The sequence below is a fragment of the Clostridium liquoris genome (assembly GCF_002995785.1).
Classification (GTDB): Bacteria; Bacillota; Clostridia; order Clostridiales; family Clostridiaceae; genus Clostridium_AO; species Clostridium_AO liquoris.
The window spans coordinates 56,329-80,807 of the sequence record NZ_PVXO01000028.1 but is presented as its reverse complement, the minus strand read 5'-3'; the positions used below and the strand labels follow the sequence as shown (position 1 = coordinate 80,807).

Sequence of the window (24,479 nt, the reverse complement as noted above, 5' to 3'; positions counted from 1 at the left end):
AAATGTAATTTTTTTAAAAGTAATCTTTGATTGCTCTTTTTGTCATGCTCTTTTTTATTAATTAAACATTAATCAAACAACTATAAAAATCTTTTAACTTTTACTTGACTTCATATAGTTAGTCTCTATGTTATAGTAAATACTTATATAATATCATATAAAAAAGTACTTAACTATAAAATTCAATATTTAATTATTCCATTCATATGAGTTGCACCTAATGCTTGACCATATATAATGGTAGTCTTTTATTATTTTAAATATACGTACTAAACGACAAAATACATCAGTCCTTTTGTTCACGTTAACAATTTATGCCGAAATACTTTTTTGCATTATTGTAGCATATCCCTTCAACAACACCTCCTAAAAATTCCATATCATCTGGTACCTCTCCATTCTCAACCCACTCTCCTATCAAGTTACATAATATTCTTCTGAAATATTCATGTCTTGTATAAGATAGGAAACTTCTTGAATCAGTTAACATTCCTACAAAACGGCTTAGCAATCCAGTATTAGCCAAAGTTTTCATTTGCTCTATCATACCTTCTTTATTGTCTAAGAACCACCAAGCAGCTCCAAACTGTATCTTTCCTGGAATTTCAGTTCCTTGGAAATTTCCAAGCATGGTACTAATGACATAATTATCTTTAGGATTTAATGTATATAATATAGTTTTGGGAAGGGAATTGGCTTCTTCTAATGAATCTAATAATTTTGAAAGAGAATAAGCTACTTTTTCATCATTAATAGAATCAAATCCAGCATCCGATCCTAACTTTTTAAACATTTTTGTATTATTATTTCTTAATGCTCCAATATGAAGTTGCATTGTCCATCCTAATTCTGAGTACAATTCACACAAGAAATGTAATGTATATGATACATATTTACTTTCTTCCTCTTTTGATACCTTTTCTCCTTTTAGTGCTTTTGCAAATATATATTCTACTTCTTTTTTTGAGGCTTTTGCATATGTTAAACTATTAAATCCGTGATCTGATATTCTACATCCAACTGAATGAAAGAATCTTACTCTTGATTCTAAGGCTTCTAAAAATTCATCATAACTTATTATGCTCTTTCCACATACTTTTTCAAGTTTTTCAACCCATAAAGTAAAACCCTCTGCATTTATTTGAAGTCCTTTATCTGGTCTTAAAGCTGGCAAAACCTTTACATCAAATTCAGTATCTTCTTTAAGTTTTATATGATATTCTAATGAATCTGTTGGATCATCTGTTGTACATAATGCTTTAACATTAAATTTTTTAATTAAATCTCTTGCCCCAAAACCTTCACCATTAAGTAACTCATTAGTTTTATCCCAAATAGCCGGAGCATTTTTTTCATTTAAAACATCATATATTTCAAAGTATCTTTGAAGTTCTAGATGTGTCCAGTGATAAATAGGATTACCTATAGCCATTGGCATTGTCTTTGCCCATGCCATAAATTTTTCATAATCACTAGCATCTCCAGTAATATATTTTTCATCTATACCATTGCTTCTCATAACCCTCCACTTATAATGATCCCCATATAACCAAGCTTCAGTTATATTTTTGAATCTTTTATTTTCAAAAATTTCTTCTGGATTTAGATGACAATGATAATCAATAATAGGCATATTTTTTGCATAATTATTATATAAATTTATTGCTGTGTCATTAAATAATAAAAAGTTTTCATCCATAAATTTTTTCATATGATTCACCCTCTCTTTTAATAAATATAATCATTGTTCACGTTAACATTACTTTATATTCATTATATGATAAAGTTGTATATAATTCAATATCGAATTGATTAAATTTAAAAAATAATTAAAATTTGTTTTTTATTTTATATTATTAAAATACTTAAAAATATAGGAGCTACAACTTAGTAACTCCCTTTAACTTAATAATTTTATTTGAATCAGTGTAGGTTCAAATTTTTGTTCTGGACAACCAACCATTAAACTTGAAAAAATAGTTACTAAAAATTTTCACGGTCTATATTCTTGATGCATTTCTATAACTTTACCATCTTTTAGAGTTAGATCAAAATATGACCAACTTTCATATTTTGTATCTTTAATTTCATTAGGTAAGTTTGTTTTATCGCTCATTAATACTGGATATCCTTTAGATGCAGCAATACTTGAAATACTTAATGCATCTGGAAAATCATTACCACTTGCTATAATTATATTTTGTACTATGCCATTGCTAAATCCATTTGAAATGTTTACTGAAGTCTCATACCTATTTATACCTATAATTCTACTTATGCTATAGCTATCTTTTGCATATACCTGGTTTGATACTCCAAAAGTTATAATGGCTGTCAAAACCACAATAAATATTCTTTTCATTCTAATAAACATCTAAACATCCCCCTAAAATTTATAAGAACTGCCTTAAATAAGACAGCTCTTCAATTCATAAATTTAAATTAATTTTTGATTCATAACATCCTTTAAATTCAACTTTTCTATTCTCTTTTCTATTTCTGCATTATCTGTAGAATAAAGTCCTATATCTTTCATTCTCTTAAAATACTCCGCTCCTGCAAAGGTATATCTCTTTCTTCTTCCCTCTTTTGTTGCCATTTGGAAGTTTGCATAGGATATTATATCTCCTATAGCTGTTACCTTTGGAAGAATCAAAAGCGGCATGCCTAAAAAATATCTTACTGCATTATGGCCAGATAAAGCTCCTGTACTCATAGCTTCAGTATGGCCTACAAAAAGACCGCTTTTTTCTCCAGCACAGAATAAATTCTCCAAACCTTTAACCTTCATATCATCCGTTCTTGGAGCTACAGAAAGATATCTAATGGAATTAGCCTTCCCACCTGCATAAGGATCCAGAAATCTTGCATACTCAAGACCTTTTATTTTTCTTAATTTATCTAAAGGATAAAATGGCGTCATCAATTTTATATGCCCAGTGTCTAATAATATTATATTTTCAGCAAATTCTCTTAAAGCATATTGCTGACAAACTTTAAGTTTTAGTTTATCAATGTTTATATCCTCTGGAGGCACTTTTAAAACCACAGCACCCTTTTCTTCTATTTCCTTTAAAAGCTCCTCCGATAAACTCTCTTTACACAGTTTGCAGGATCCACTAAAAGCCCCATATACATCTTCTTCCCTCTCACCTTGCAGATCTTCTACTCCAGCTCTGGCACTTATACTAACTCTTGGGCCAAAAGCAGGGCATCTTAATATGCACATGGAACAGCCATTGCCATATCTTAAGCAATTCCCCATAGGTCCTGTAGAACCTGTAGTTTCTATAAATACATCCCCTTTTACATAATTTCCATCAGATATATATAATCCTACTATTTTATTTTTATCCTTTTCTACATCTACTACTCTGTTCATAAAATGCAATTCTACACCTAAGTTTTGCAAAAGCTTTCTTACCTCTGGCTCTACTTTATTAACATCATAAAGCCAAGCATGACCATGTCCCGGAAATTCTATATTTCTGTGCCTTGTATTCCTATCTGTTATGTTTATTAAATCCCCCGCACCTAGATTTATTAATTCCTCTGCTGCAGTATATCTTCCATTGTTCCTCATTATTCCTCCAACGTTACCAAGTCCTATTAACATATCTGTCTTTTCATATAAAACCACCTGTGCACCTGCTTTTCTGGCAGTTATTGCTGCTGCACATCCGGACCAACCGCCACCTATAATTATAACCTTCATAGTAGTCTCCTCCCCTCCAAAATATTTCTTGGATCTATTTGAAGTTTACAGGATCTTTCTATATCAAAATATTTATTTTTAACACTACAGCTTCCGCAAACTCCCTCTCCACAACACATTTTCGCATTGTTACAACAAGAAAAATCTATTGTTTCTCCAATAAGATTTAATACATTATAATTGATAATATCTGCGGCAGAAGAGTGTATAATATTTACCTGTTCATTTTTCAATATAGAAAGCAATATTCTTTTAAATTCTGATGCTATTTCACCATTTTCATCTATCAATGTGGTTGTTATTAGTTCGCAATTATATAAATCTAAATATTTTTTTATAAATATATCTTTATAAGGATTCTTATCCAATATTACATATATTTTATTTCCATTAGCATAAAGTTTTTTAAGCACTGGTACAATTGGGGCCTGACCAATACCTCTAGTAGTAACAATGGATGTACCATCCTTACTTTTATAAAGATTTTTTAGTCCCAATATTCCATTCCAAAATGGTCCTCTAACTAGTATCTTTTCTCCTTCATTAATTAAGTTTAAATTTTTAGTCTTTATTCCCTTTACTTCTAATGCTAGAACTATTCTATTTTCTTCAACATTTACATCCATAATAGATATAGGAGTTGAAAAGAAATGGTCACTGACAGGATTTCTTAAAAATACAAAACTTCCTGGGGAGGTTAACTCTTTAGCTAGTTTATGAGGTACGGATATAGTAAATAGAGCTAAATCATCATATATGAATTCTTTATTTAAAAGTACGCATTGGATTTCTTTTCTTCCTTCCTTAGCCTTTTGTCCATTCCATACAAATTCCTGATAAATACATACTCCCTTCCAATTTATACAATCACAAAAGTTTTTGTCTCTTAATTGAGAACATAGTATACACTCTCCGCTTTCCGCTAAATGGCAAGGACAATATTCACTTCCTGCATCAATGCAGTCCCTCACCTCGTAGTTCATTCACATTCCTCCTGATAATTACTAAACCTATACTACTAATTTATTTTAATTTCAGTATTTTGTTACTTTTTCTAATGTATTTTTATTTCATTACCGCCCTTTCTTCATAAAATATAAAAAAAGTACCAGATACTTTTGTACCTAGTACTTATATAGTTTATTCATTAGTCAATTCATATTAAATAATTATTTCCGCATTAGTTTTAATTTCAGCAACTTTACCCATTATTTTTTTAGCATCATTCATATTATCTTTAAATAATGCAGAAAGATTTCCAACGGTTCTAAATGGGTCTTCCATAAGAATTTTATTATCTTCAATTAACCCATTTTTTACTACATAATCAATTATCAGCTTTACAAAATGTATCTGCTTAGTATTTAAGTTTTTATCATTTAAAAACTCAGAAAATAATTCATTAGCAGCATTTCTGTCTAAGCCTACTATTTTTCTTACAAGTTTGTTAACTGGCATATCTCCAAACTCTTTTTCATAATCTTCTTTTGTTCCAAGTTCTTTCCACATAATAGATTCAAGAGTTTCTAAATCTTGTTTTGTAAGCTTCTTATTATTTTTAAGTTTAAATATAGCAAGTTGATTTTCATGTTCTTTAAGATAATATTCAACTTTCTTTTTATAATTTTTTAAATTGTTTGTATTATACATAGCTCCATGATATTCTTCATGAATTATCATATCCTCAAAATGTGTATAATAAGTTTCCTGAATATTTTTCTCTAAATACTTTATAAGCTCTCTTAGTGCCTGTCTAACTTCATCCAATTCAAACAAATCAACTTCTTCCCAAAATTCAGTTGTTCTAACTTTATCCATAATATATTTTTGTTCTTGAACCTGTGGTATAGTTCCAAGCTTTGATAGGCTTTCAGCTGTTTCTATAACGGTTTTTATTGGTCTTGTTGCATTATTCCCCTGCAATTTAGCAAGTTCAATAGTATACATAAGTATATCAAATCTTTTTGCAAGCTCATCATCATTTAGTGTTTTAATAAGTGGAGCTATATATTCTTTAATATCTCTTGTGCTAACCGCTCCAAGGCTCTGCCATTGTTCTTTGTTTTTATATTTTTGAACATATTTTAAGTTAATTCTTACTAAAAAATTGTCCTCATTTAAATTATTTATATCTTCAAGTACATCTTCTAACAATTCTTTTCTATGGTTCACATATTCTTCTTCAGAATACCTGAAATCTTGAAGTTCTTTTATTAAATCTACTTTAAGATTAAATGTTCTTTCACTTAAAGTCTGTCCTAAATTACCATCAAAACCCTTTGGATTCATTCTAAAAAACTCAAAATTATTACAGAAATCAAATATTAAAAACTTGTCCTTATTTTCTCCAATACCTAATAAATCTTCACAAAGCCTTGTCCCCCTTCCTATCATCTGCCAAAACTTAGTTTTAGACCTTACCTTTTTAAAGAAAACAAGATTTAAAATTTCAGGAATATCAATGCCTGTATCAAGCATATCAACACTTATTGCTATTTGTGGCAGCTTATTTTTGTCAGAGAAGTCATCAATTAAGCTGTCTGCATAATTAATCTTGTTGTCTATTACTTTTGTATAGTTTGAACCAAGTTTTGGATATAATTTATCAAATCTTTCTTTAATAGCTTCTGCGTGTTTATGGTTTTTAGCAAAAATTATAGTTTTACCAAGCTTTTCATTTCCCTCAATTTTTAATCCTTTTTCCATAAGCTTATTTAAAACCAAATCTATGGTATCTGCGTTAAATAGCCATTCATTAATAGCAGCACTACTTATTTCTTCTCCTATATTTTCATCCGTGTCAAACTTTTCTTCATATTCTTCCTTTTCTTCATCAGATAACTCATCATATTTAATTCCATCTTCCATTATTTTAGATTTAACTTCTATTGTTTTATAATCCACAAGAAATTTATCTTCAACTGCTGTTTCAAACTCGTAAGCAAAAGTGGGAACTCCATTTTCCATATCAAAAATAGTATAGGTATTCTTGTCAACTTCATCTTTGGGGGTAGCTGTAAGCCCTATTAAATATGCATCAAAATAATCAAAAATGGCTTTGTATTTTTTATAAATGCTCCTATGTGACTCATCCACAATAATTAAATCAAAATGCCCGCAGGTAAATAATCTTTTACCATCTTTACCTTTAGTATCATCAATAGCATTCATTATTGTTGGATATGTTGAAAAAATCATTCTTGATTCCTCTGGATTATCCCTGTTATCTGATAAATTACATAATGAAAGATCTGGAAGTAGTTTTGAAAAATTCTTTTTAGCCTGTCTTACAAGAGCTGTTCTATCCGCTAAAAACAATACATTCTTAACCCAATTATTTTTGCTTAATACATCAACCAAGGAAATAGCAGTTCTTGTTTTACCTGTTCCCTATCGTGTCAAGTGTATGATAGTATTTTCTTTTAAAAATTAAATTAAATCTGCATGTCAACAAGTATAGTCTTGCGTACCAGTAAATGTATTTTTATATTCCAGTCCTCTTGCTTCACAAGCCATTTTTAACATCTTTTGGTACTGACTTTGAATCTTTGTGTTAGACTCCTTATAAAAATTTTCCTTTTGCTGCCAAAACTTATCTGCAAGATCAAGATATTCCTCAACCCTTTCTGCTGTATCAATAGGTTTTGCGCCTGATGAGCATAAATCATGAACTAAATCACGATCAATATGATATATTTGGTTACAGTAATTGTCAATGTCATTAAAATTATCTAGAAATTCCTTTAGTTTATTCCTATTTTTAATGAATGGTGGATTAGGCCCACCTGCACCAGATAAAATAAATGAAGTATACTCGCCTTCAAAATATAAATTTAATGCACACAAAAAAGTATCTAATCTATCATTACCTAATGATTTCTTTATATTATTTAATCCCCCTGTCACAGGAAATAGAGAAATATTTGCAGGTGTATAGGTCAAATTATTATAAGCAAAGATTCTATTCACTAAAGTTCTTTTACTTTCTTTATCCATTCTTGAACCGCTATTTTCTACAATATTTGATAAATATCTTACATGTTCCATTTTAAAATTAAAATCAACATCTCCACTTACTTCTATGCTATTATTATTTTGAAATTTGAAGCATATAATATCTTTCTTTGAGTCATTCTTCTTTTTATCATTGTTCTTTTTATCAGGCTCAAAAATGGCTTCTCCATATACTGTTGAGTATAATTCAATAGCATCCGAGCAACGGTCATATTCCTCATGAAAAAAGATTCCTTCAATTGGTAAAGTACATCCAAGATGATAGCCTTCTTTATCGTTTTTCTTTCTAGTATAACCATAAAAAGAATCACTTATTTTACTAGCTATATGAATTGTTTTTTTTATAATAAAGGTATAATCCATAAATTCTCCATTGCAACACTTATGGCAGTCTAATATTTCTAAACCAATCTCCTCTATATTTTTCCCCACTCCTATTTTATTAAGATATTCTAACAATCTTTCTTTTTCATTATACATATACATTTTTGCACATTGTATTTTCTATGAAATACGCTAATGCTCTCCTCTTTTTTTCTTATTTGAATACAGTTTTTCTTTTACTATCTAAATATTTTATTTTTTTTATAAGTTTTGATTTTTTCTTTTTAATCTGACTCCCTCATATTTAATCCCTTACTTCATCATATCTATAGTCAATTTTTAAAAACACAATACAATAGAAGAAGATCCTAGGATCTCCTTCTATTGTACTAATTATATTCTATTTTTTCTATACCTTTACCAGAAATGTAAATTGTTTTAATATATTCACCTACTACATCTTCAGTAAGGGTTTCTATACTTCCACTTTCCTTAATATCCTTATCAATAGCTTCTATACGTTTATTATTTTCTTCAGTAGACTCTTGTAACTGATTTTTTATTTCTATAAAGTCTTCCCTTGAAATCTTACCAAACTTATAGTTTTCAAACTCTATCCTCTTCTTCTTTGATAGCTGGTCATTCTTATCATAAAATCCCTTTTGCTCATTCAGAAGCTTTTTCTTTTCTGTCTTATCTGTATGGAATCTATCTTTAAGAATTTCAAATACCTCTTTTTCTAATTCCTTATAATGGGGTAGCTTTTCTTCCTGCTCAAGCATTCTACAGTGATAACAGTAAAGATTAATTCCTATTAACTCTTTTCCATTAGAGCTTTTACCAAACCTTATTTTGTAACCACACTTATTACATCTTACAAAAGTTGCAAGAGGACTATTTTTGTATTTACTCTTACTTCCTCTTATACTATTTCTATGCCTTGATTTTAATGCTTTTCCAGCCTTATCAAATGTCTCTTTGCTTATAATAGCTTCATGGTTATCATAGATTCTTATCCATTCTTCCTCAGGATGATATATAACCTTACCACCATCTAGCTTGCTCTTTGTTGATTTATTGAAGACAAAAGTCCCTGTGTAAGTTTCATTTTTTAATATTCTTCTAACCATACTGGCAGACCAAATGGTTTGCTCTACCGTTGACTCCCATCTATTAGCATAAGAATCATAACCTTTTAACTCTTGTCTCCTTGCCCTTGCAGTTATAACACCTTCACTATTAAGAATCTTAGCTGTTTCGTTTAGGCTATATCCTTCAAGAATAAGTTGAAATATATATCTAATGTTATCAGCAACCTTTTCATCAACTATAAGCTTATAATTATCTTTAGGATCTTTTAGATAACCATAGGGTGGAATTCCAGAGGTATATTTTCCTTGCTTTTTAGCTACAAGTAAAGCAGTAGTCATTTTCTCTGAAATATCCCTACTATAATAATCATTAAGAAGGTTTTTAAATTGAATATCTAATTCAGTTCCATTTTGAACTTCATTACTACTATCATAACCATCATTGACTGCTATAAATCTAACTCCCATAAAAGGAAAAATGTTTTCAAGATAATCACCCATTTCTATATAATTTCTCATAAATCGTGACATATCTTTTACTATGATACAGTTTATTTTCTGTTGTCTTACCTTTAAAAGAAGTTTATCTAAGCCTGGCCTTGAAGTAGTGCTACCGCTATAACCCTCATCAATAAATTCTTCTATATTTGCCTTTTTAAGCTCTTGGTCATTAAAGATGAAGTTCTTAATAATATTCCTTTGAGAATTTATAGTATCTTCTGTATGTCCTAGATTTCCTTTTTCAAGTACGGATATTCTAAGATAAATAGCAATATTAATCACTTAACCTCATCTCCCTTCCACCTAAAAAGCCTTTTAAGCTAATTTCCATAGTTTCATTATCATATACATCAATACGTTCAATATATTTCTGAACAATATTTTCATCTAGCTTAATATCTTTATTGGAAAATAGACTATCAAATAATCCTATCTCTTCTTCAGCTTGAGCTTCTATTGAAAGGATTTGAAGATCAAGATCACTTAAGTTCTTTTCATAGATGGTTAGGTTTTTTCTATTTAATATTCTTTTTTCAAGATAGTCTTCTTTCTCAATCTTTCCCAAACTATAATCTTCATATAGTCTTTTTAAATCTGAATTAAGTTTTGAAATCTTAAGAGAAATAGACTTGCGATTTTTTTCTACCACCTCAATTTTTATTTTGCATATATCAATAATTCTATCTTTACAATCTTTTCCACTTGCATCAATGCTGAGTACATCCATCAACTTCTTTATTACTAGATTATCTAAATCACTTTCCATTATAGAAATATAAGGAGTTTCAAGTAAAATACCATTGTTTTCTTTATTTGTGAACTTATAATGATAAAACTTAGCATTTTTCTTATTGCTTCTAACTCCATTTCTCATTAAAAGTAGGTTCGTATTTGCATCAAAAATTACACCTTTATATTTATTAACTGTATCTCTTTTCATATCATGTCTTGTTATTTTAAAATAGTCCTTCTTTTTATTATTATCAAGTATCTCCTGGGCTGCCAAAAATAAATCATTTGAAATTATAGCTTCATGGGAGTTTTCAATAATTATCCACTCATCTTTAGGTTTTTGCCTATAGTGGCCACTCTTTCTTCCTGGTACATTCTCCTTAGTTCCTTGAACAAGGCAACCTGTATAGACTCTTTGCCTAAGCATATTGGCTATTGTACCTTTTCTCCATTGCGGCTCTCCTGGTTCACGTAAGATATTGCCTGTTTTATTATAGGAGCTTGATGTAGAGATATTGTTTTCATTAAGCTCTTTAGCTATTTTAAAAGTATTATCACCAGCTACATACCTAGTAAAAATTCTCTCTACTACTTTCATGCTTACTTCATCCGGCTCAAGTTTTCTTCCACCATCCTTTTCTACTACCCTATAACCAAATGGCGGATTTGAACCTATAAAGAATCCTTGCTTGGCACTTACTGTTTTACTAGTCTTAATCTTTTGGCCAATATCTTTTGCATACATATCATTTATAAGGTTCTTTATTAACATTTCAAAGGATAATTTTGCATCAATACCCTTTTCTGTATCAATCTTATCTACAACAGAAATAAATCTTATTCCCAGAAAGGGAAATACTTTATCTACAAGCCTGCCCATTTCAAGATGTTCTCTACCAAGTCGTGATAGGTCTCTTATTATAATACAATTTATAAGACCACTTCTCACATCATCCATCATTTCAATATATCCAGGCCTATCAAAATTTGTTCCAGAATACTCATAATCTGTATAAACCTTGACTAAATTCATGTTTTCCTTATTGGCATATTCCTGACAGATTTCTATTTGGGTTTCAATGGAAGATGATTTATTCCTCCATTCCTCTGTTCTCTCTTGTGAGAGCCTAGTATAAATTCCAGCCCTAAATGAACTGATAATTTTTGCTTCCTCTGTCTTTATTAGATCCCTTCTGGATATTCTAGCCATTAACAGCTACCCCCTCTCTTTGAGCGGATAGGTTCTTAATAGCCATGGTATTAAAGGAAATAAGATTAGAAGTATTACTTTTCTTTACTCCATTTATTATTTTCTTTAATATGTCCAGTTTCTCCATATCATTAAAAAATACTGCTATTCTAGGTCTTCCTTCTTGGTCTTTTTCCTCTACCAGAATTCTATCTACAAATAAAGCAAGTGTTTGCCTATCTATGCTTTCAATATTTTTATACTTCTCCAGGTCTGTAAGCCAGTTTTCTTTAGAAGCAAGTATATCTCCTAAATCTTCATAAGCTTTCTTCCTACTTATAATCTGCTGGTCTATCTCTTTTATTTTTAATTGATAGCTTTTTCTAAAGGATTGAAATTCATCTTCATCAATAAGCTCTTCTTCCAAATCCGTATAAAGAGAACGTCTGAGAGTTTCATACTTCTTTTTTTCAGATAATAAATCATCTAAATCAAGTTCATATTCTGTTTTACTTAAATCAGTTTCTCTGATTCTTGCAAACAGTTCTTCCTGGTATCTAATATGTTGTTTTAAGATGTAATCTAGTGAGGACAAAATATCCTCTTCTCTAATACTATGCCTTGAACAACCTTTACCACGATTATATAAGCCACATATATAATAAATTCTTTGTCCGTTTTTTGTTTTCTGAGTTCTTCTTACAAGTTGATTTCCACAATCTGCACAATAAAGAAGCCCTGTTAGAAAATCAGGTTTTGACTTCCTATTTAGAATATCTCTTCCCATCATCTTATTTGCTACATTGAACATTGTTTCCGTAACAATAGATTCATGAGTTCCTTCTACCCTAATCCAGTCCTCTTCAAGAACTTTAATCTCCTTATTAGACTTATAATTAAGCTTTGTCCTTTTTCCTTGCTCAAGGACTCCTATATAAACTCTATTTTCAATAATTCTATTTATCATCTTGGCCTGCCATTTACTTTTATTTGTGGCAAAGCCTGTTGTAAAATTAGAACCTTGGCTTTCTTTATAGGCCCCAGGAGTTTGGACTCCAAGTTTATTGAGTTCATCTGCTATAGCCTTTGAAGAATAACCTTCAATTTTCATTTCAAAAATCTTCCTAATTATATGAGATACATTTCTATCAACTATAAGATGATTTTTTTGCTTCTTATTTTTCTTATATCCATAGGGTGCAAATGCTCCTATGAATTCTCCTCTCTGTCTTTTAGTTTTTTGCGAACTTTTCACTTTCATGGATATATCCCTGCAATAACTATCATTGATAAAGTTTTTTATAGGAAGAATAAGATGTGTGTCACTTACATCAGCATTTTCGCTATCATAGTTATCATTAACTGATATAAACCTAACTCCCATTTGAGGAAAAGTTTTCTGAAGAAACTTCCCCGACTCAATATAATCTCTTCCAAATCTCGAAAGGTCTTTTACAATAATCGTTTTGCAGTCTTTCTTTTCAAGGTCATTAAGCATTCTTTTAAAATCTGGCCTATCAAAGTTGGAACCTGTATAACCATCATCAATAAATTCCTTGACAATCTTAAAGCCTGCCTTATGAGCATAGCTTTTTATAAGTTCCCTTTGATTTGTGATAGAATTGCTTTCACCTTCATCCCCATCATCTCTTGATAAACGAAGATACATATAAGCTTTAGTTTTATTCATTTCTCTTCTCTCCTTAATAAACATTTTGGGTGCAATTTATTAAGGATTTCAGAAACTTTATATTTTCATCTTACCGCACTTATATATATCTGTCAGCACCCTAAATCCTTAATTCTAATTTACATAAATCTGATACAAAATCATCCATACTAACTCTTGTATCTCCTATACAACAATTAACAAGAACATTACCTACCTGAATAAATATGTTCTTTTTATCCTCAGGAATTTCTGCTAGTTCTTGATCTATGTATCTTCCCATTGATAATTCATCTTTACATCTATGATTGACAGAAGAAGAGTTCTCTTTTTTGTCTTTAATAGTTTTCATTTCGATACCTCTTCTCTCTTTAATATTTTTAAATTTAAGTTTAGCGACATTGACAAGTGCTTGGTAGCTACATAGGAATTTCACCTCTCCCCTTTTCTCGGTGGGAAGCAACAACGTGTAGAAGTATCATTATCACCGTTTATATCTTTGCAAAAAGTCCTACCAGACCTTTCCTGTAGCAAACTATCTATCGCTTTCACTTTTGTTTCCTTTGCATTTAGCGTTATGCAAGTATTTATTTAAACCGAAGGTATACTTCAGCAAAGTGGTCATGGCGTAGCTTCTACTGGCTCCATAAACGGATATTGTCCTGTCTTGGTCTATTCAGTTATCAAAGTTCAAATTAATTTATAAAAATATCTTTTATTATTTAGGGAATTGCTTAAATTACCCCTTATATTTAACAGTGAAAAAACTGCCCCTCTGATTCGCTATTTTTTAAAAAACTTTTATTTTACTCCCAATCTATTAAGAATTCTTTTAACTTTTTTAAGGTTTTTTCTTTTCTTCTAAAGACAGCTCCTTGGCTTATATTCAGTTTTTTAGCCAAGTCTCTTTGTGGTATTTCCTCAAAAAAAAGAGCCTGAATAATTTCCCTTTCTTCAGGGTTTAACTTATTCAAGGCTTCATGAAGAGCTGCAATCTGCATTTTTATAGCTACTAATTTTTCGATGTCAATACTTTTATCTGTAAATCTCTCCTCAATAGTTCTATCTTTTTCTTCTGTAACAAATTCTGAGAAATAACTTAGTTTATTCTTTCTATCTAGCCTTTTAAGATAATTTTCTCTATTGGTTTCTTGCCAATATTCTTTATAAATTTTCTCTGATACATCTATCTTTTTATCTCCTACAAAGAGATAGTAATTCTTTTTATTTTCTTTCATTTTCCATAACCTCCTAATTTTAAAAATCAATAAGTTTTTAAAATTAGAGATTATGGATATCTAGCAATGTAGGTTTCCCATCGTTTTTTCATATGCACCTGCTCTTTCTTTTGTTTAAGAGCCGACGCATATAACGAAAGTATTTGGGAAATAAAAAAAGAGCCACACAAAACAGATTTATCTATTCAGATAAATACTTCCGTTTTGCGTGACTCTTAAGGATTCTTGTTCAATTTATAATTGAATGCTTGTCCAGTTCAGATCATTCAACAAACTCTTGATTTATAACTGTTGTTCTTAAGGGTTCTAGCCCAGTTCAACACCTCTGTATAAACCTCAATCTATTAAATTTTCTTTGAAATATGTAAGTATAGAACTTTGACTTATTCCTGGATTCTGATTCCAGGTTCAAAGTATTTTATCTATGTGGTTCCTAACGGTACAAGCCGAATACAGTCCTCCATAGATTTTTAATTTATGTTCCCATTCTTAAGAGTTCTTTGCTCAGTCCAATGGCTACAACATAAATTTCACAGAAACTCACTTAATATTCCTTATATTTTTTCTTTTTCTTTATATCCTACTGAGCCTTCAGCCACCATGGATATCTTCTTATCTGGATGAAAAATAATCATCCCATTGGTAATTTCAATTTCTATGTTTGCCCCACATTTGGAGCATTTAATTTCCATATCATTAAAGCTACTTGTAAAACCACTTTTACATAACTCCTTCCCACAATATGGGCATCCTATAATATATTTTTTTCTTTTTTTCATCTGCAATCCTTCTTTTCTTATTGCCTTCTAAGTGGATTAGGGAAAGAAAACTACAGATGAGTTACTAATCTAACACCTACATACCACAGAAGGCTATCATTTTTTTCTTCATCTTAAATCCTTCTTTTCTAAGTTTATTGTTAGAAATTGACTTATATCAATTTCTAATTTCTAAACATAATTTTTTACCCTAGAAATTAAACTAGGTCTTTCATAATTTTTACAGCTACCCCTTGAATAGAACAGTTTGCTATTACTATATCTGACATATTCTTGTTTTCAGGATGAAGCCTTACGCACTTATTTCCTTTATCAAGATATAATCTTTTTAATGTAGTGCTTCCATCTTCAAGAAGAGCAACAACAATCTGACCTTCATTAGCTTCTTTCTGTTTCCTCACAACTACCAAATCACCATCTTCAATTCCAGCTTCTATCATAGAATTTCCATTGGCTCTAAGGATAAAATAATCTCCCTTATCAAAAAATTTTACAGGTAAGGATACATAGCTTTCGATATACTCTTCTTCTAAAAGAGGAACTCCACAAGATACTGATCCAAGGACAGCCGCTTGTATCATGTCATTTTCCATCTTTTTTATCATTGGTGTTATAATTTCTTTTCCATTATATTCGAGCATACCTTTTTCATCCATCTCTACAAGATAACGGTATACAGTACCATTATCAGTTTTTACAGCTTTTGCAATTTCTCTGGTAGAAGGAGAAGTCCTATAATGATTTGTGTATTCATTGACAAAATCAATTATTTCTTTCATACGTTTTGGACTTTTTGTTCTCATGTTCTACCTCCTTTCTAATCACCAACGAACCGTTGGTGATTACTATTATAATGCCTATAGGAAAATATTGCAATAGTTCTTTCAGAAAATATGGTAATTTTTATTTTAGGTCTGGCCGCCAGCCATATTAGAGTGATATAATTAATTTATAGATATAGGAAATAAAAAAATAATTTATCAGGTGATTGCTATGTTTATAGGATTGTTTTTAGGAATATGTTTAACAATATTAGTTCTTTTTATAAAACTTTATAAGAATATTACCCTGTTTTCTTTCAAGACAATGGCATTTGGAATTGACTTTTTTGTTATCTTATTTTATTCAATTTATTTCTTCCATCCTAATGTAGCCACAAAGCTTGTAGAAGGAAAACTTCAATATTTACTTGATGCAGGTGTTGGAATCCTTGCAGTAATTCTTTATGGACTCTTGATTTTATTTATCAATGATACTTTCCCTAGAGTAAGCAATATACTTAATTTGTTTATAACATTTGTAGGGGTAGGCATAGCAGTACCATCTACAATAGGACTTCTAACTCCTGTAGTTCAGTTATTCATTCATGGATTTACTTTTAATGGAGATATTGTCTTATCACATAATCATATGCTTAGTCTTTTTCTAAAGTATATAATCTTTGGACTAATTACACTCCCAGTATGGAGATACAGGATGAGCAAGCTGGAGGAATTTTAATATTAATAGGTAAAGGAAAAGCGACTACTCTAAGAAATGTCTTCTTAAAGTAATCGCTTTATTTTTTTAAAAGTTGTAAACATCACAAAAGAATTATCATTCCTTTTGAATAAAATACTTTAAATAACCATCAAAAATAACTTCTTTATCTTCATTGCTATGATTAAAATATCTAGAAGAAAAGATTTTCTTAATATCCTCATAAGCTCCTATAGCATTAAGAGCCAATATGAGCTTTTCTTTTACTTCCTTTGAATTATCATTTTCTAAATCTCTTAAAGCTCCCACTATTAAATCTCTAATATCACGTATCCAAATTGCATACCTTCCATCTGTTGCTTCTCCATCATTAATTTAATATAGCCCTTCCCAATCTTAAATACAAATGATTTTTATCAATATATTACTCATGGTCAGAATTTAGATAGGATTCATCAGACCCCAACGTCTCATAAAAATTTAAAACAGTCCTTATTTCATCAATTAAATTAGATTTATCATTATTTTTAAAATATAAACCCACTCGTTCAATTATCCTCCCAATCACAATTCATCATTAAAAGACTGCTTCGATGGATATATGATTTGAACACAAACCCCCACAAATAATCTACTTGCAATTTTCGTTATACCAATTATCCATTGCTGTATTAATAATATTCCCTTCATATCTAGTAGTCCAACCATCCGCATAACTAGAAAACAAACTTTGGTTATGTTCATTAATATTGTTGTAAATAATATCTGAAATAACAATTACTTCTCTATAATCTCTTCCAGCTTTATTGCAAAGGTGACAGGCCGAATTTACTACATCACCCATCCATATTACATCATTAATTCCACTACCTGAATAACCTGCCTTTACCATTAATGCTCTACCATAATCAATTCCTATACCAATAGAAATTTCAGAGTATTTTTTCTTTCTTAGTTTATAATTTAATATCTTTATCATGCTATTTAATTTAGCTGCTACTGAAATAACTTCATCAACATCAGATTTCTTCGGGGTATCAAATACTCCCCATACACAATCACCGTTGATATTTATTTCTTTACAATTACATTCAGCATTCATTATTGCAACACACTCTGATAAAAACACTCGATACATCTTTGCTAATGTTGGTCTTTTATGTTCATCAGTCATCTCTGATGAACCAACAATATCAATAAAAATCGCTGTTATCTTTACGTAATAACCGTTTTTGTAAGTCAAATCACTTCTCAATGGTAGACTCTTTTTATCACAATAGTTATCTGAGCTTGCATCTAATATTGCATCCATTCTCTCTGAACTCTTATCCACATCATATAACATTGTATGATTTGCTTCCATTTCATCGCCTCCCTATATTAACCTAAATGTCATACAGATAAACCATAAAATAATTGTTACCAACAAAAACTTAATTCCTCTATTATAGCATTTAGCCTTCTCATTGCATATTTTTGAATTAGTATGTATCTGCTCTTCTAAATCTTCTATAATTTCTTGCTCTGTTATATTATTTACTTTATATTTATAATCCTGTAAATCCATTACAGATATTGATCCAAAAAAATATATAGATGGCGTATTATTAAGGTTCTTCACTCTTGCAATAATAGCCAACATGAAATATAGAATTGATAAGAAACTTACTATATAAAGTAAACATACCAATACGGCTGCTATAATTTCACCACCATATAATTCCGATAATTTTGAAACCTTACCCACTCTTTGTAACGCATCTGGAAGGCCTGTACTAAAGATAATTCCAATAATTACACCAGCTAGTGCCAACGCAAAAGAAATCTTAGTATCTATATTGCTTATCCAAGTATTAATCATATTTAAACTCTGATATGCATCATCTTTTGTAAAAGCTTGCCTCTTATTTTCTTCTTGAATATTATTTTGTGACACAACCTAAAACCCCCTTATACTTTTTAGTTTACTAATATAATTCTCATAGTCCTTTATTTTTTCATATGATATTTTATTGTTTTTTAAATTATCTTCCATAGCATCAATAACTTTCCACCCTAGATGTTGTTCACAGGCCCATTTAAAAGTTTTTTCATTGATATATATCCAGGTATTATTTTTCTTTGCCATACTCGCCATATACTTATAGGACAATTCAAATTTTTTAAAGTACGCATATATTTCTATAAACTCAAATGCCATATTATTTATGGCATCTTCATCAAATCCTTGCTTCCTACCTAATAAATTATAAAATTCATCAATTTCAAGCCATCTTTTTATTCCCATATTCTTTATATAATCATATTCTCGACAAAATGAACCATCTATAATGGTTTCTACGAAAGAATATGCCTTTTTAATTAAGCTATCTCTATCTTTGTTTGCTTTATCTTTTTCATCTAATGCTCTTAATTTTGCACTATTTTCATTATTGTATTTAGTCTTATATTCCTGATTTTCTTTTTTTAACCTATCTTCTAATACTGCTAACTTTTTCTCTCTTTGAATGAGTTCATTTTGTAATCTCTCTATTTCCTTTATACCATTCGCCAATTGACTAGCGGTATCTAATTCAACTGTATTGTCCGCTTCTATTTTAACTGGGTTTCCTAATTCATCAGAATAATCCAGATAATAGTCTTTTGCAACATATCCCTGGAACAATTTTGTTCCTTTATATTTTGCTGATTTAATCCAGACTTCTTTGTTTTCATCTGATAAGTTCTTATAAACATTATCAGAAATAAAAATTTCTCCACCAGATGCTATATCTGAATATTTGCTTGCATAATTTGTTGTATTTCCAACCCATACACAATTTACTTCATTTTCTTTGCCCTCATCTCCCTCTACTCCATACATACCAACTTGAGTAACTAGAACCTTTCCATAATCAATGCCTATTCCACATTCAATCACTTTTCCATTAACATTACATTTCAAATGTTTATTTAAGCTATAATCAATAACAGTCTGTAAACTTCTTGCTGCATTAACTGATTTGTCAACAGATCTATCTGTAACATTTCCATTTTCATCTACAGAATCAATAAATACTCCCATAATTCTGTCACCAAGAAATTGTCTTGTTACCCCACCATTTTTTCTAACACAATCAACAGCCATTCTCATAAATGACCGATAAATCTTAACCATGCTTTTTGCCTGACTATTCTCTGTTAAATATGTAGATTTTCTGATGTCTATAAATAAAATAGCCGCTCTGATAGAATAAGTTTTATTATTATCTTCTAATTGTTCTATTGTTGGTGGTAAATCAGAATTTACTTCAATCTGTTCTACAGCCTGTTCAGCAATATTTTTTATTCTTAAATCTATTTTTTCAAAATCATTTTTACATAGCCCCATATTATTTAATCAATTCCTCCTCAATCTATATCTCTTAATCTGCTTTTTATAGGACGGAGAAGCTATTAACCAAAATGCAATACTCCCATCTAAATTTATATTTCATGCTTCTTCTACTATATTTAACATTTTCTTTATCTATAGGTAATTTAAAATAAGCTAAATAATTATTACAAAAACATTTCTATAAACAAATCTCTGAATGGTTCATCAAGTGTAGCACATACTAGTTTACTCCAGGTACTTATCTCAATAGCATTGCTTTCAACGCACCATATTTTATAATGTTCTTCTCCATATTTATCAATCGGTACTTCTGTATCCATTACAGCATCTTTAAACTTTTTTTCAAATATCTCTTTTGAATATTGATTCACAGAAAAGTCAATATGGTTAAAAGCTTTTTTACTAGGATAATATTGTGCATGCAAATAATTCGTAATTACAAATCTATCTTTAATTTTTTCAGGGTTCCATAACTCTTCAACCTCAATATGATAAAAAAGACTACTCTCTTGGTCTCTATCTGGCTTAATTATCATAACTACCTTAGCAAGGTATTTAGGATCATAGTGGACTATAATTTCTTTTTTATTAACTAGCTTTTCTATATCTCCAAAATCAACTGATATACCACGATACTTTTGGAAATCCATTGTAGCTGTGCTTATCATCTTATCTGCTGGTACAGCTAACTTTTCATCACTTCTAAAAAATAGTTCTCTGTTTTGTATCTCTTCATTTATTATCTTAACAGTATATGGAACATCATCAGTAGCAGCTCCAATTGCAGTATCGAAGAATATATTATAAAGATAATAGCTCTCATCAATAACAAATCCTTGACGTGAAAATTCAGCCTCATTTACTAGACTTAGTCCATATTTATTCTTTGGTGTTCTTAATACTTCATGTTTACGAATTTCCTCAATACCATCAATTTCAATCATTTTATTTCCTATTAAATAACATACTAATGCATATACCAATAACTTATAATCTAATTCAAAATAGTCCTGAAACCTTAATTTTGATGATATAACTGTCCAAAGTATTGGTGCTTTTTTATTTAATTCCTCGAATTCCTTTTTAGGCTTTAATAAGCGAAATCCAGCATACCAAAATTTATCATCATCAAAACACAGCCAACATAATTCTTCAACATCTACTTCACATAATAAATATTCTTGATAAGTTTCTTCAATTAGTTTCGACAAAAAGTATGGTACTTCATTAGATTTATGTATAAATAATCGAAACGCGTCCGTAGGATAATGTTTTAAATATGTATTAGGATAGAATATACGTGCTACTCCGCCATGAGGTTGCTTTTTCATACTTCTAAAATAGTAGTTTGCTTCCCAAAATAAATCAGAACTAACTATTTTATCAATTAAGTAAGTTAAATCTTTTTTTGTAATCAATAGTCAATATCCTCCTACTCATAATATTTGTTACAATATTTTTTTATAGGACATATTTCACACCTAGGATCTGAGGTGCATATTTCTCCATATCCAGATGAACAAAAATTCCACACTAGCGAATCTATTTCAGACATAGATACTCCTGTATCTTTAGAAAGTTTTAAAACAGTTGTATAAACTTCACCTATTGTTGCAGGTGTATTATTTCCACTTCCCATACGATTTCCAGCAAAGAACCTACATAAATGAACATCTGGCTTCCATAGTCCTTTTCTATCTCTTCCATTGTAGCAATATTTGAGGACAAGCTTTTCATTTGCTGACTTATATTTCGATTACCACATTTAATTTGACGAATTTCATTTATAAATTTTTCAGGATTTTCAGCTTTAATTTTATAAACATCAAAGTCATAAAATATATTTTCTATTTTATCCATATTAACAACAATCCCCTTCCAGGGTCTTTGATTGCTTAATGAAGAATAGATTAATCCCTTTACATGATCTGATAAAGTAAATTCTTTACCCTTTTTTCGTTGCTCTATATTTTCATTTGTCCATATCCCAAACAAATTCTTTTCTATTAAATACTCCTTTAATATATGTATCCATTCATTGTTCATAAAGTTATTTGAAATATTGCTAAAATCCTTATCAGTAAACCTTTCAGATAGTAATTCACATACTTTCGATAAATATAAATGATTATATTTATAAATGATTTCCCTTGAAGGACTTATATTTATATCTATAAGGTTATCCGATGTTTCCTCATATTCTTTTATTTCATCTATTAAGCTATCTCTTTCTTTTATAAGTTCTTCATAGTTTTTATCCTGTAAAAAACTCATATATGTTTCTGGACTCACCATCATAAATTATCTTCCCCCTCTCCAATACATACTTAAAATAATATCTTCATCTATTAACTACTATTGTATCAAATAAATGATTTATTACTAATTTATATTTTCAACAAATATAATATGAAAGTTCACTAATACACGCTGACATTAGCTATAGAGTGCGGTAATATAAATATATAAATCAAATACTTAGCTTAATGCCTGCTTTTAAAATAACTTTAATAGCAAGCACAGTAAGTGTAGACACACTTACGAGAAAATTGATGAAGCGGACCCATTTAGGTTCGCTTCTTTTTATCCAATTTTCTACTTGTTCCTATCGGAATGATTTAGGGGACACCCCTAATACCCTGTTATAAAGAAGAAAGAAAAGGAGGATTTATATGGCAAATAGACTTAGAAAAAATGATATTCATGTAATGGTTACTGATGAAGAAAAGGAACTTTTTAAGAAAAAACTTGAAATGAGCAAGTCAAAATCAATGGGACATTTTATAAGGAAAAGTGTCCTTGAAGCCCCTATATTTGTAATTGATATGAATATTTTTAGAAAGCTACAAACTCTTATAGGGAAAAACTCTAACAACCTTAATCAGATTGCAAAGAGAGTAAATAGTACAGGAATAATCTATAGAGAAGATATTGAGGATCTAAAAAAAGAAAATGATGATATATCAAAAGAAATAATAAAAATTCAAAATATCCTAACAAGAAAATATATGAATAGGTCTGATTGATATGGCTATTACAAAAATACACCCCATCAAATCTACTCTCAATCTTGCTATTAATTATATTACTAGTAATGATAAAACTGATGAGCAAATATTGATAAGTTCTGATGGCTGCTCTCCTTCAACTGCCCATTTACAGTTTATGAATACAAGGGAAGTCAATGATACTAGAGGAACAGTTTTAGCTAGACATTTAATACAAAGCTTTGTTCCTGGAGAGGTAAGTCCTGAAAAAGCACACGAGATAGGTCTTGCTCTGGCTAAAGAAGTTTTAAATGGTGAATACGAATATGTACTAGCTACTCATGTAGACCGTAACCACATTCACAACCATATTATTTTTAATAATGTTAATTGGAAAACAGGAAAATGCTATCAGTCTAATAAACGAAGTTACCATAGGATTAGGTATCAAAGCGATAAACTCTGCAAAGAAAATAATCTAATGGTTATAGATGAATATTATGAAAAATATAAGAAAAAATATAAGACTAGGGGTAAATCCTATAAGGAATATCAAGAAGATAAGAAGGGAACTTCATGGAAAGGCAGACTCCAATTTGATATAGATAGAGCTATTAAGAAAGCTAAGGATTGGGAAGATTTCCTCCATCTTATGGATCAATATGGATATGAAATCAAGCATGGAAAACATATTTCTTTCAGAAAAACAGATGGTCAACAACGTTTTACAAGGACTATGAGAATAGGGAAAAATTATACTGAAGAAAGATTAAAAAAACGTATCCTAGAAGAAGTTGACATGAAAAGCAAACGCCCTAAAGCTCCTTTTAAACCTTTAGATAATGTTATTAATATAAATGCTAATGATAAGATTAAAAGCTCTCCTGGATACAAGCATTGGGCAGTAAAGCATAATCTTTATACTATGGCAGATACAATCAACCAGGTTAGAAGTGAAGGCTTTAAAACACAAGAACAGTTAGAAAAAGCACTCCAGGATAAAGCTTCTGAAATTCAAAATCTTCTTTCAGAAAACAAGGAGATAGAAAAACTAATTGAAGAAAAAAAGCAGACTATGGAAAACAGATATATCATTGAGCAGTATAAAGAAATTTATAGATATGCTAAAAATCATCCCAAGGATAAGGCTTTTACTAACGAGTATAATGCTCAACTTTTACTTTATAAAAAAGCAGTTACCGAAAGTTTTCAGAACTCCAATACTTTTCCTACCACAAAACAGATATTTGAAGAGCTTGAAAAATTAAATACAAAAAAAGAGTCTCTCATTGAGAAAATCAATCAGTCCCGCCAGGAACAAAAGAAACTATATCAGTATAAGAAAAACTATGATACCTATTTAGGGAAAGAGGTCGAGCGATGAA

The 24,479-nt window shown here is 30.0% G+C and carries 22 protein-coding genes and 1 pseudogene; 3 read left to right on the top strand and 20 right to left on the bottom strand.

Going from position 1 to position 24,479, the window contains the following annotated elements:
• Positions 1 to 304: 304 nt before the first annotated feature.
• From uxaC to lexA, 13 genes and pseudogenes are all read right to left on the bottom strand, one after another.
• Positions 305 to 1,711, bottom strand: coding sequence for a glucuronate isomerase (gene uxaC / locus CLLI_RS04955; RefSeq protein WP_106063128.1), 1,407 nt, complete (start codon positions 1,709 to 1,711; stop codon positions 305 to 307).
• Between the two features lie 282 nt (positions 1,712 to 1,993).
• Complete coding sequence (locus CLLI_RS04950) at positions 1,994 to 2,374, bottom strand: cell wall-binding repeat-containing protein (RefSeq protein ID WP_106063127.1); 381 nt, start codon at positions 2,372 to 2,374, stop codon at positions 1,994 to 1,996.
• Positions 2,375 to 2,437: 63 nt separating this feature from the next.
• A complete protein-coding gene (locus CLLI_RS04945; protein ID WP_106063126.1) occupies positions 2,438 to 3,715 on the bottom strand; it encodes an FAD-dependent oxidoreductase in 1,278 nt (425 codons plus the stop codon).
• Complete coding sequence (locus CLLI_RS04940; RefSeq protein WP_106063125.1) at positions 3,712 to 4,698, bottom strand: sulfide/dihydroorotate dehydrogenase-like FAD/NAD-binding protein; 987 nt, start codon at positions 4,696 to 4,698, stop codon at positions 3,712 to 3,714. Before CLLI_RS04940 ends, CLLI_RS04945 begins: the two co-directional genes overlap by 4 nt.
• Positions 4,699 to 4,876: 178 nt before the next feature.
• Positions 4,877 to 7,105: pseudogene (locus tag CLLI_RS04935) on the bottom strand (type I restriction endonuclease subunit R); the annotation flags it as partial.
• A gap of 57 nt (positions 7,106 to 7,162) precedes the next feature.
• Positions 7,163 to 8,209, bottom strand: a complete 1,047-nt coding sequence (locus CLLI_RS04930) for a hypothetical protein (protein ID WP_106063124.1) — start codon at positions 8,207 to 8,209, stop codon at positions 7,163 to 7,165.
• Positions 8,210 to 8,442: 233 nt separating this feature from the next.
• A complete protein-coding gene (locus tag CLLI_RS04925; protein WP_106063123.1) occupies positions 8,443 to 9,927 on the bottom strand; it encodes a recombinase family protein in 1,485 nt (494 codons plus the stop codon).
• A complete protein-coding gene (locus tag CLLI_RS04920) occupies positions 9,920 to 11,587 on the bottom strand; it encodes a recombinase family protein (RefSeq protein ID WP_106063122.1) in 1,668 nt (555 codons plus the stop codon). Before CLLI_RS04920 ends, CLLI_RS04925 begins: the two co-directional genes overlap by 8 nt.
• Positions 11,580 to 13,256 carry a recombinase family protein gene (locus CLLI_RS04915; RefSeq protein ID WP_106063121.1) on the bottom strand — a complete coding sequence of 559 codons (1,677 nt, stop codon included), beginning with the start codon at positions 13,254 to 13,256 and terminating at the stop codon, positions 11,580 to 11,582. The genes CLLI_RS04920 and CLLI_RS04915 overlap by 8 nt, the downstream gene beginning before the upstream one ends.
• 100 nt (positions 13,257 to 13,356) lie before the next feature.
• Positions 13,357 to 13,587, bottom strand: a complete 231-nt coding sequence (locus tag CLLI_RS04910) for a hypothetical protein (RefSeq protein WP_106063120.1) — start codon at positions 13,585 to 13,587, stop codon at positions 13,357 to 13,359.
• 454 nt (positions 13,588 to 14,041) lie between these two features.
• Positions 14,042 to 14,473: a sigma-70 family RNA polymerase sigma factor gene (locus tag CLLI_RS04905; protein ID WP_106063119.1), complete on the bottom strand. Its 432-nt coding sequence runs from the start codon at positions 14,471 to 14,473 to the stop codon at positions 14,042 to 14,044.
• Positions 14,474 to 15,027: 554 nt separating this feature from the next.
• The gene (locus CLLI_RS04900) at positions 15,028 to 15,252 is read right to left on the bottom strand and encodes a hypothetical protein (RefSeq protein ID WP_078054362.1); all 225 of its coding nucleotides are present in this window, start codon (positions 15,250 to 15,252) and stop codon (positions 15,028 to 15,030) included.
• Positions 15,253 to 15,449: 197 nt separating this feature from the next.
• Positions 15,450 to 16,055, bottom strand: a complete 606-nt coding sequence (gene lexA / locus CLLI_RS04895) for a transcriptional repressor LexA (protein ID WP_106063118.1) — start codon at positions 16,053 to 16,055, stop codon at positions 15,450 to 15,452.
• A 190-nt stretch (positions 16,056 to 16,245) separates the two neighbouring features.
• Here lexA and CLLI_RS04890 point away from each other — a divergent pair, with 190 nt between their 5' ends.
• Positions 16,246 to 16,752 carry a hypothetical protein gene (locus CLLI_RS04890; RefSeq protein ID WP_106063117.1) on the top strand — a complete coding sequence of 169 codons (507 nt, stop codon included), beginning with the start codon at positions 16,246 to 16,248 and terminating at the stop codon, positions 16,750 to 16,752.
• Between the two features lie 96 nt (positions 16,753 to 16,848).
• On the opposite strand, the gene CLLI_RS04885 is transcribed toward CLLI_RS04890, so the two are convergent.
• The 7 genes from CLLI_RS04885 to CLLI_RS04855 all read right to left on the bottom strand — a co-directional run bounded on the left by CLLI_RS04885 (position 16,849) and on the right by CLLI_RS04855 (position 22,405).
• Positions 16,849 to 17,040, bottom strand: a complete 192-nt coding sequence (locus tag CLLI_RS04885) for a hypothetical protein (RefSeq protein WP_106063116.1) — start codon at positions 17,038 to 17,040, stop codon at positions 16,849 to 16,851.
• A gap of 322 nt (positions 17,041 to 17,362) precedes the next feature.
• Positions 17,363 to 18,094, bottom strand: a complete 732-nt coding sequence (locus CLLI_RS04880; protein WP_106063115.1) for an adenylate/guanylate cyclase domain-containing protein — start codon at positions 18,092 to 18,094, stop codon at positions 17,363 to 17,365.
• A 12-nt stretch (positions 18,095 to 18,106) separates the two neighbouring features.
• Positions 18,107 to 18,667, bottom strand: a complete 561-nt coding sequence (locus CLLI_RS04875) for a Pycsar system effector family protein (RefSeq protein ID WP_106063114.1) — start codon at positions 18,665 to 18,667, stop codon at positions 18,107 to 18,109.
• 3 nt (positions 18,668 to 18,670) lie between these two features.
• Positions 18,671 to 20,101 carry an adenylate/guanylate cyclase domain-containing protein gene (locus CLLI_RS04870; RefSeq protein ID WP_106063113.1) on the bottom strand — a complete coding sequence of 477 codons (1,431 nt, stop codon included), beginning with the start codon at positions 20,099 to 20,101 and terminating at the stop codon, positions 18,671 to 18,673.
• Positions 20,102 to 20,271: 170 nt separating this feature from the next.
• Positions 20,272 to 21,525, bottom strand: a complete 1,254-nt coding sequence (locus CLLI_RS04865) for a hypothetical protein (RefSeq protein ID WP_106063112.1) — start codon at positions 21,523 to 21,525, stop codon at positions 20,272 to 20,274.
• A gap of 14 nt (positions 21,526 to 21,539) precedes the next feature.
• Positions 21,540 to 21,746, bottom strand: coding sequence for a hypothetical protein (locus CLLI_RS04860; protein WP_106063111.1), 207 nt, complete (start codon positions 21,744 to 21,746; stop codon positions 21,540 to 21,542).
• Entirely contained in the window at positions 21,713 to 22,405 is a 693-nt protein-coding gene (locus tag CLLI_RS04855) for a hypothetical protein (RefSeq protein ID WP_106063110.1), read from the bottom strand. The genes CLLI_RS04860 and CLLI_RS04855 overlap by 34 nt, the downstream gene beginning before the upstream one ends.
• 374 nt (positions 22,406 to 22,779) lie before the next feature.
• Here CLLI_RS04855 and CLLI_RS04850 point away from each other — a divergent pair, with 374 nt between their 5' ends.
• Entirely contained in the window at positions 22,780 to 23,133 is a 354-nt protein-coding gene (locus CLLI_RS04850) for a plasmid mobilization protein (RefSeq protein WP_106063109.1), read from the top strand.
• A 1-nt stretch (position 23,134) separates the two neighbouring features.
• Positions 23,135 to 24,478 carry a relaxase/mobilization nuclease domain-containing protein gene (locus CLLI_RS04845; protein ID WP_106063108.1) on the top strand — a complete coding sequence of 448 codons (1,344 nt, stop codon included), beginning with the start codon at positions 23,135 to 23,137 and terminating at the stop codon, positions 24,476 to 24,478.
• The last annotated feature ends 1 nt before the right edge of the window (position 24,479 follow it).

Coding starts and splice junctions, on each gene's coding strand:
- CLLI_RS04940 (WP_106063125.1), bottom strand. CDS start 4,698: ATGAACTACGAGGTGAGGGACTGCATTGATGCAGGAAGTGAATATTGT.
- CLLI_RS04870 (WP_106063113.1), bottom strand. CDS start 20,101: ATGGGGCTATGTAAAAATGATTTTGAAAAAATAGATTTAAGAATAAAA.
- CLLI_RS04950 (WP_106063127.1), bottom strand. CDS start 2,374: ATGTTTATTAGAATGAAAAGAATATTTATTGTGGTTTTGACAGCCATT.
- CLLI_RS04855 (WP_106063110.1), bottom strand. CDS start 22,405: ATGATGGTGAGTCCAGAAACATATATGAGTTTTTTACAGGATAAAAAC.
- CLLI_RS04860 (WP_106063111.1), bottom strand. CDS start 21,746: ATGGGAAGTGGAAATAATACACCTGCAACAATAGGTGAAGTTTATACA.
- CLLI_RS04910 (WP_106063120.1), bottom strand. CDS start 13,587: ATGAAAACTATTAAAGACAAAAAAGAGAACTCTTCTTCTGTCAATCAT.
- uxaC (WP_106063128.1), bottom strand. CDS start 1,711: ATGAAAAAATTTATGGATGAAAACTTTTTATTATTTAATGACACAGCA.
- CLLI_RS04930 (WP_106063124.1), bottom strand. CDS start 8,209: ATGTATAATGAAAAAGAAAGATTGTTAGAATATCTTAATAAAATAGGA.
- CLLI_RS04915 (WP_106063121.1), bottom strand. CDS start 13,256: ATGAATAAAACTAAAGCTTATATGTATCTTCGTTTATCAAGAGATGAT.
- CLLI_RS04920 (WP_106063122.1), bottom strand. CDS start 11,587: ATGGCTAGAATATCCAGAAGGGATCTAATAAAGACAGAGGAAGCAAAA.
- CLLI_RS04890 (WP_106063117.1), top strand. CDS start 16,246: ATGTTTATAGGATTGTTTTTAGGAATATGTTTAACAATATTAGTTCTT.
- CLLI_RS04880 (WP_106063115.1), bottom strand. CDS start 18,094: ATGGAAGCAAATCATACAATGTTATATGATGTGGATAAGAGTTCAGAG.
- CLLI_RS04905 (WP_106063119.1), bottom strand. CDS start 14,473: ATGAAAGAAAATAAAAAGAATTACTATCTCTTTGTAGGAGATAAAAAG.
- CLLI_RS04850 (WP_106063109.1), top strand. CDS start 22,780: ATGGCAAATAGACTTAGAAAAAATGATATTCATGTAATGGTTACTGAT.
- lexA (WP_106063118.1), bottom strand. CDS start 16,055: ATGAGAACAAAAAGTCCAAAACGTATGAAAGAAATAATTGATTTTGTC.
- CLLI_RS04945 (WP_106063126.1), bottom strand. CDS start 3,715: ATGAAGGTTATAATTATAGGTGGCGGTTGGTCCGGATGTGCAGCAGCA.
- CLLI_RS04900 (WP_078054362.1), bottom strand. CDS start 15,252: ATGAAAAAAAGAAAAAAATATATTATAGGATGCCCATATTGTGGGAAG.
- CLLI_RS04845 (WP_106063108.1), top strand. CDS start 23,135: ATGGCTATTACAAAAATACACCCCATCAAATCTACTCTCAATCTTGCT.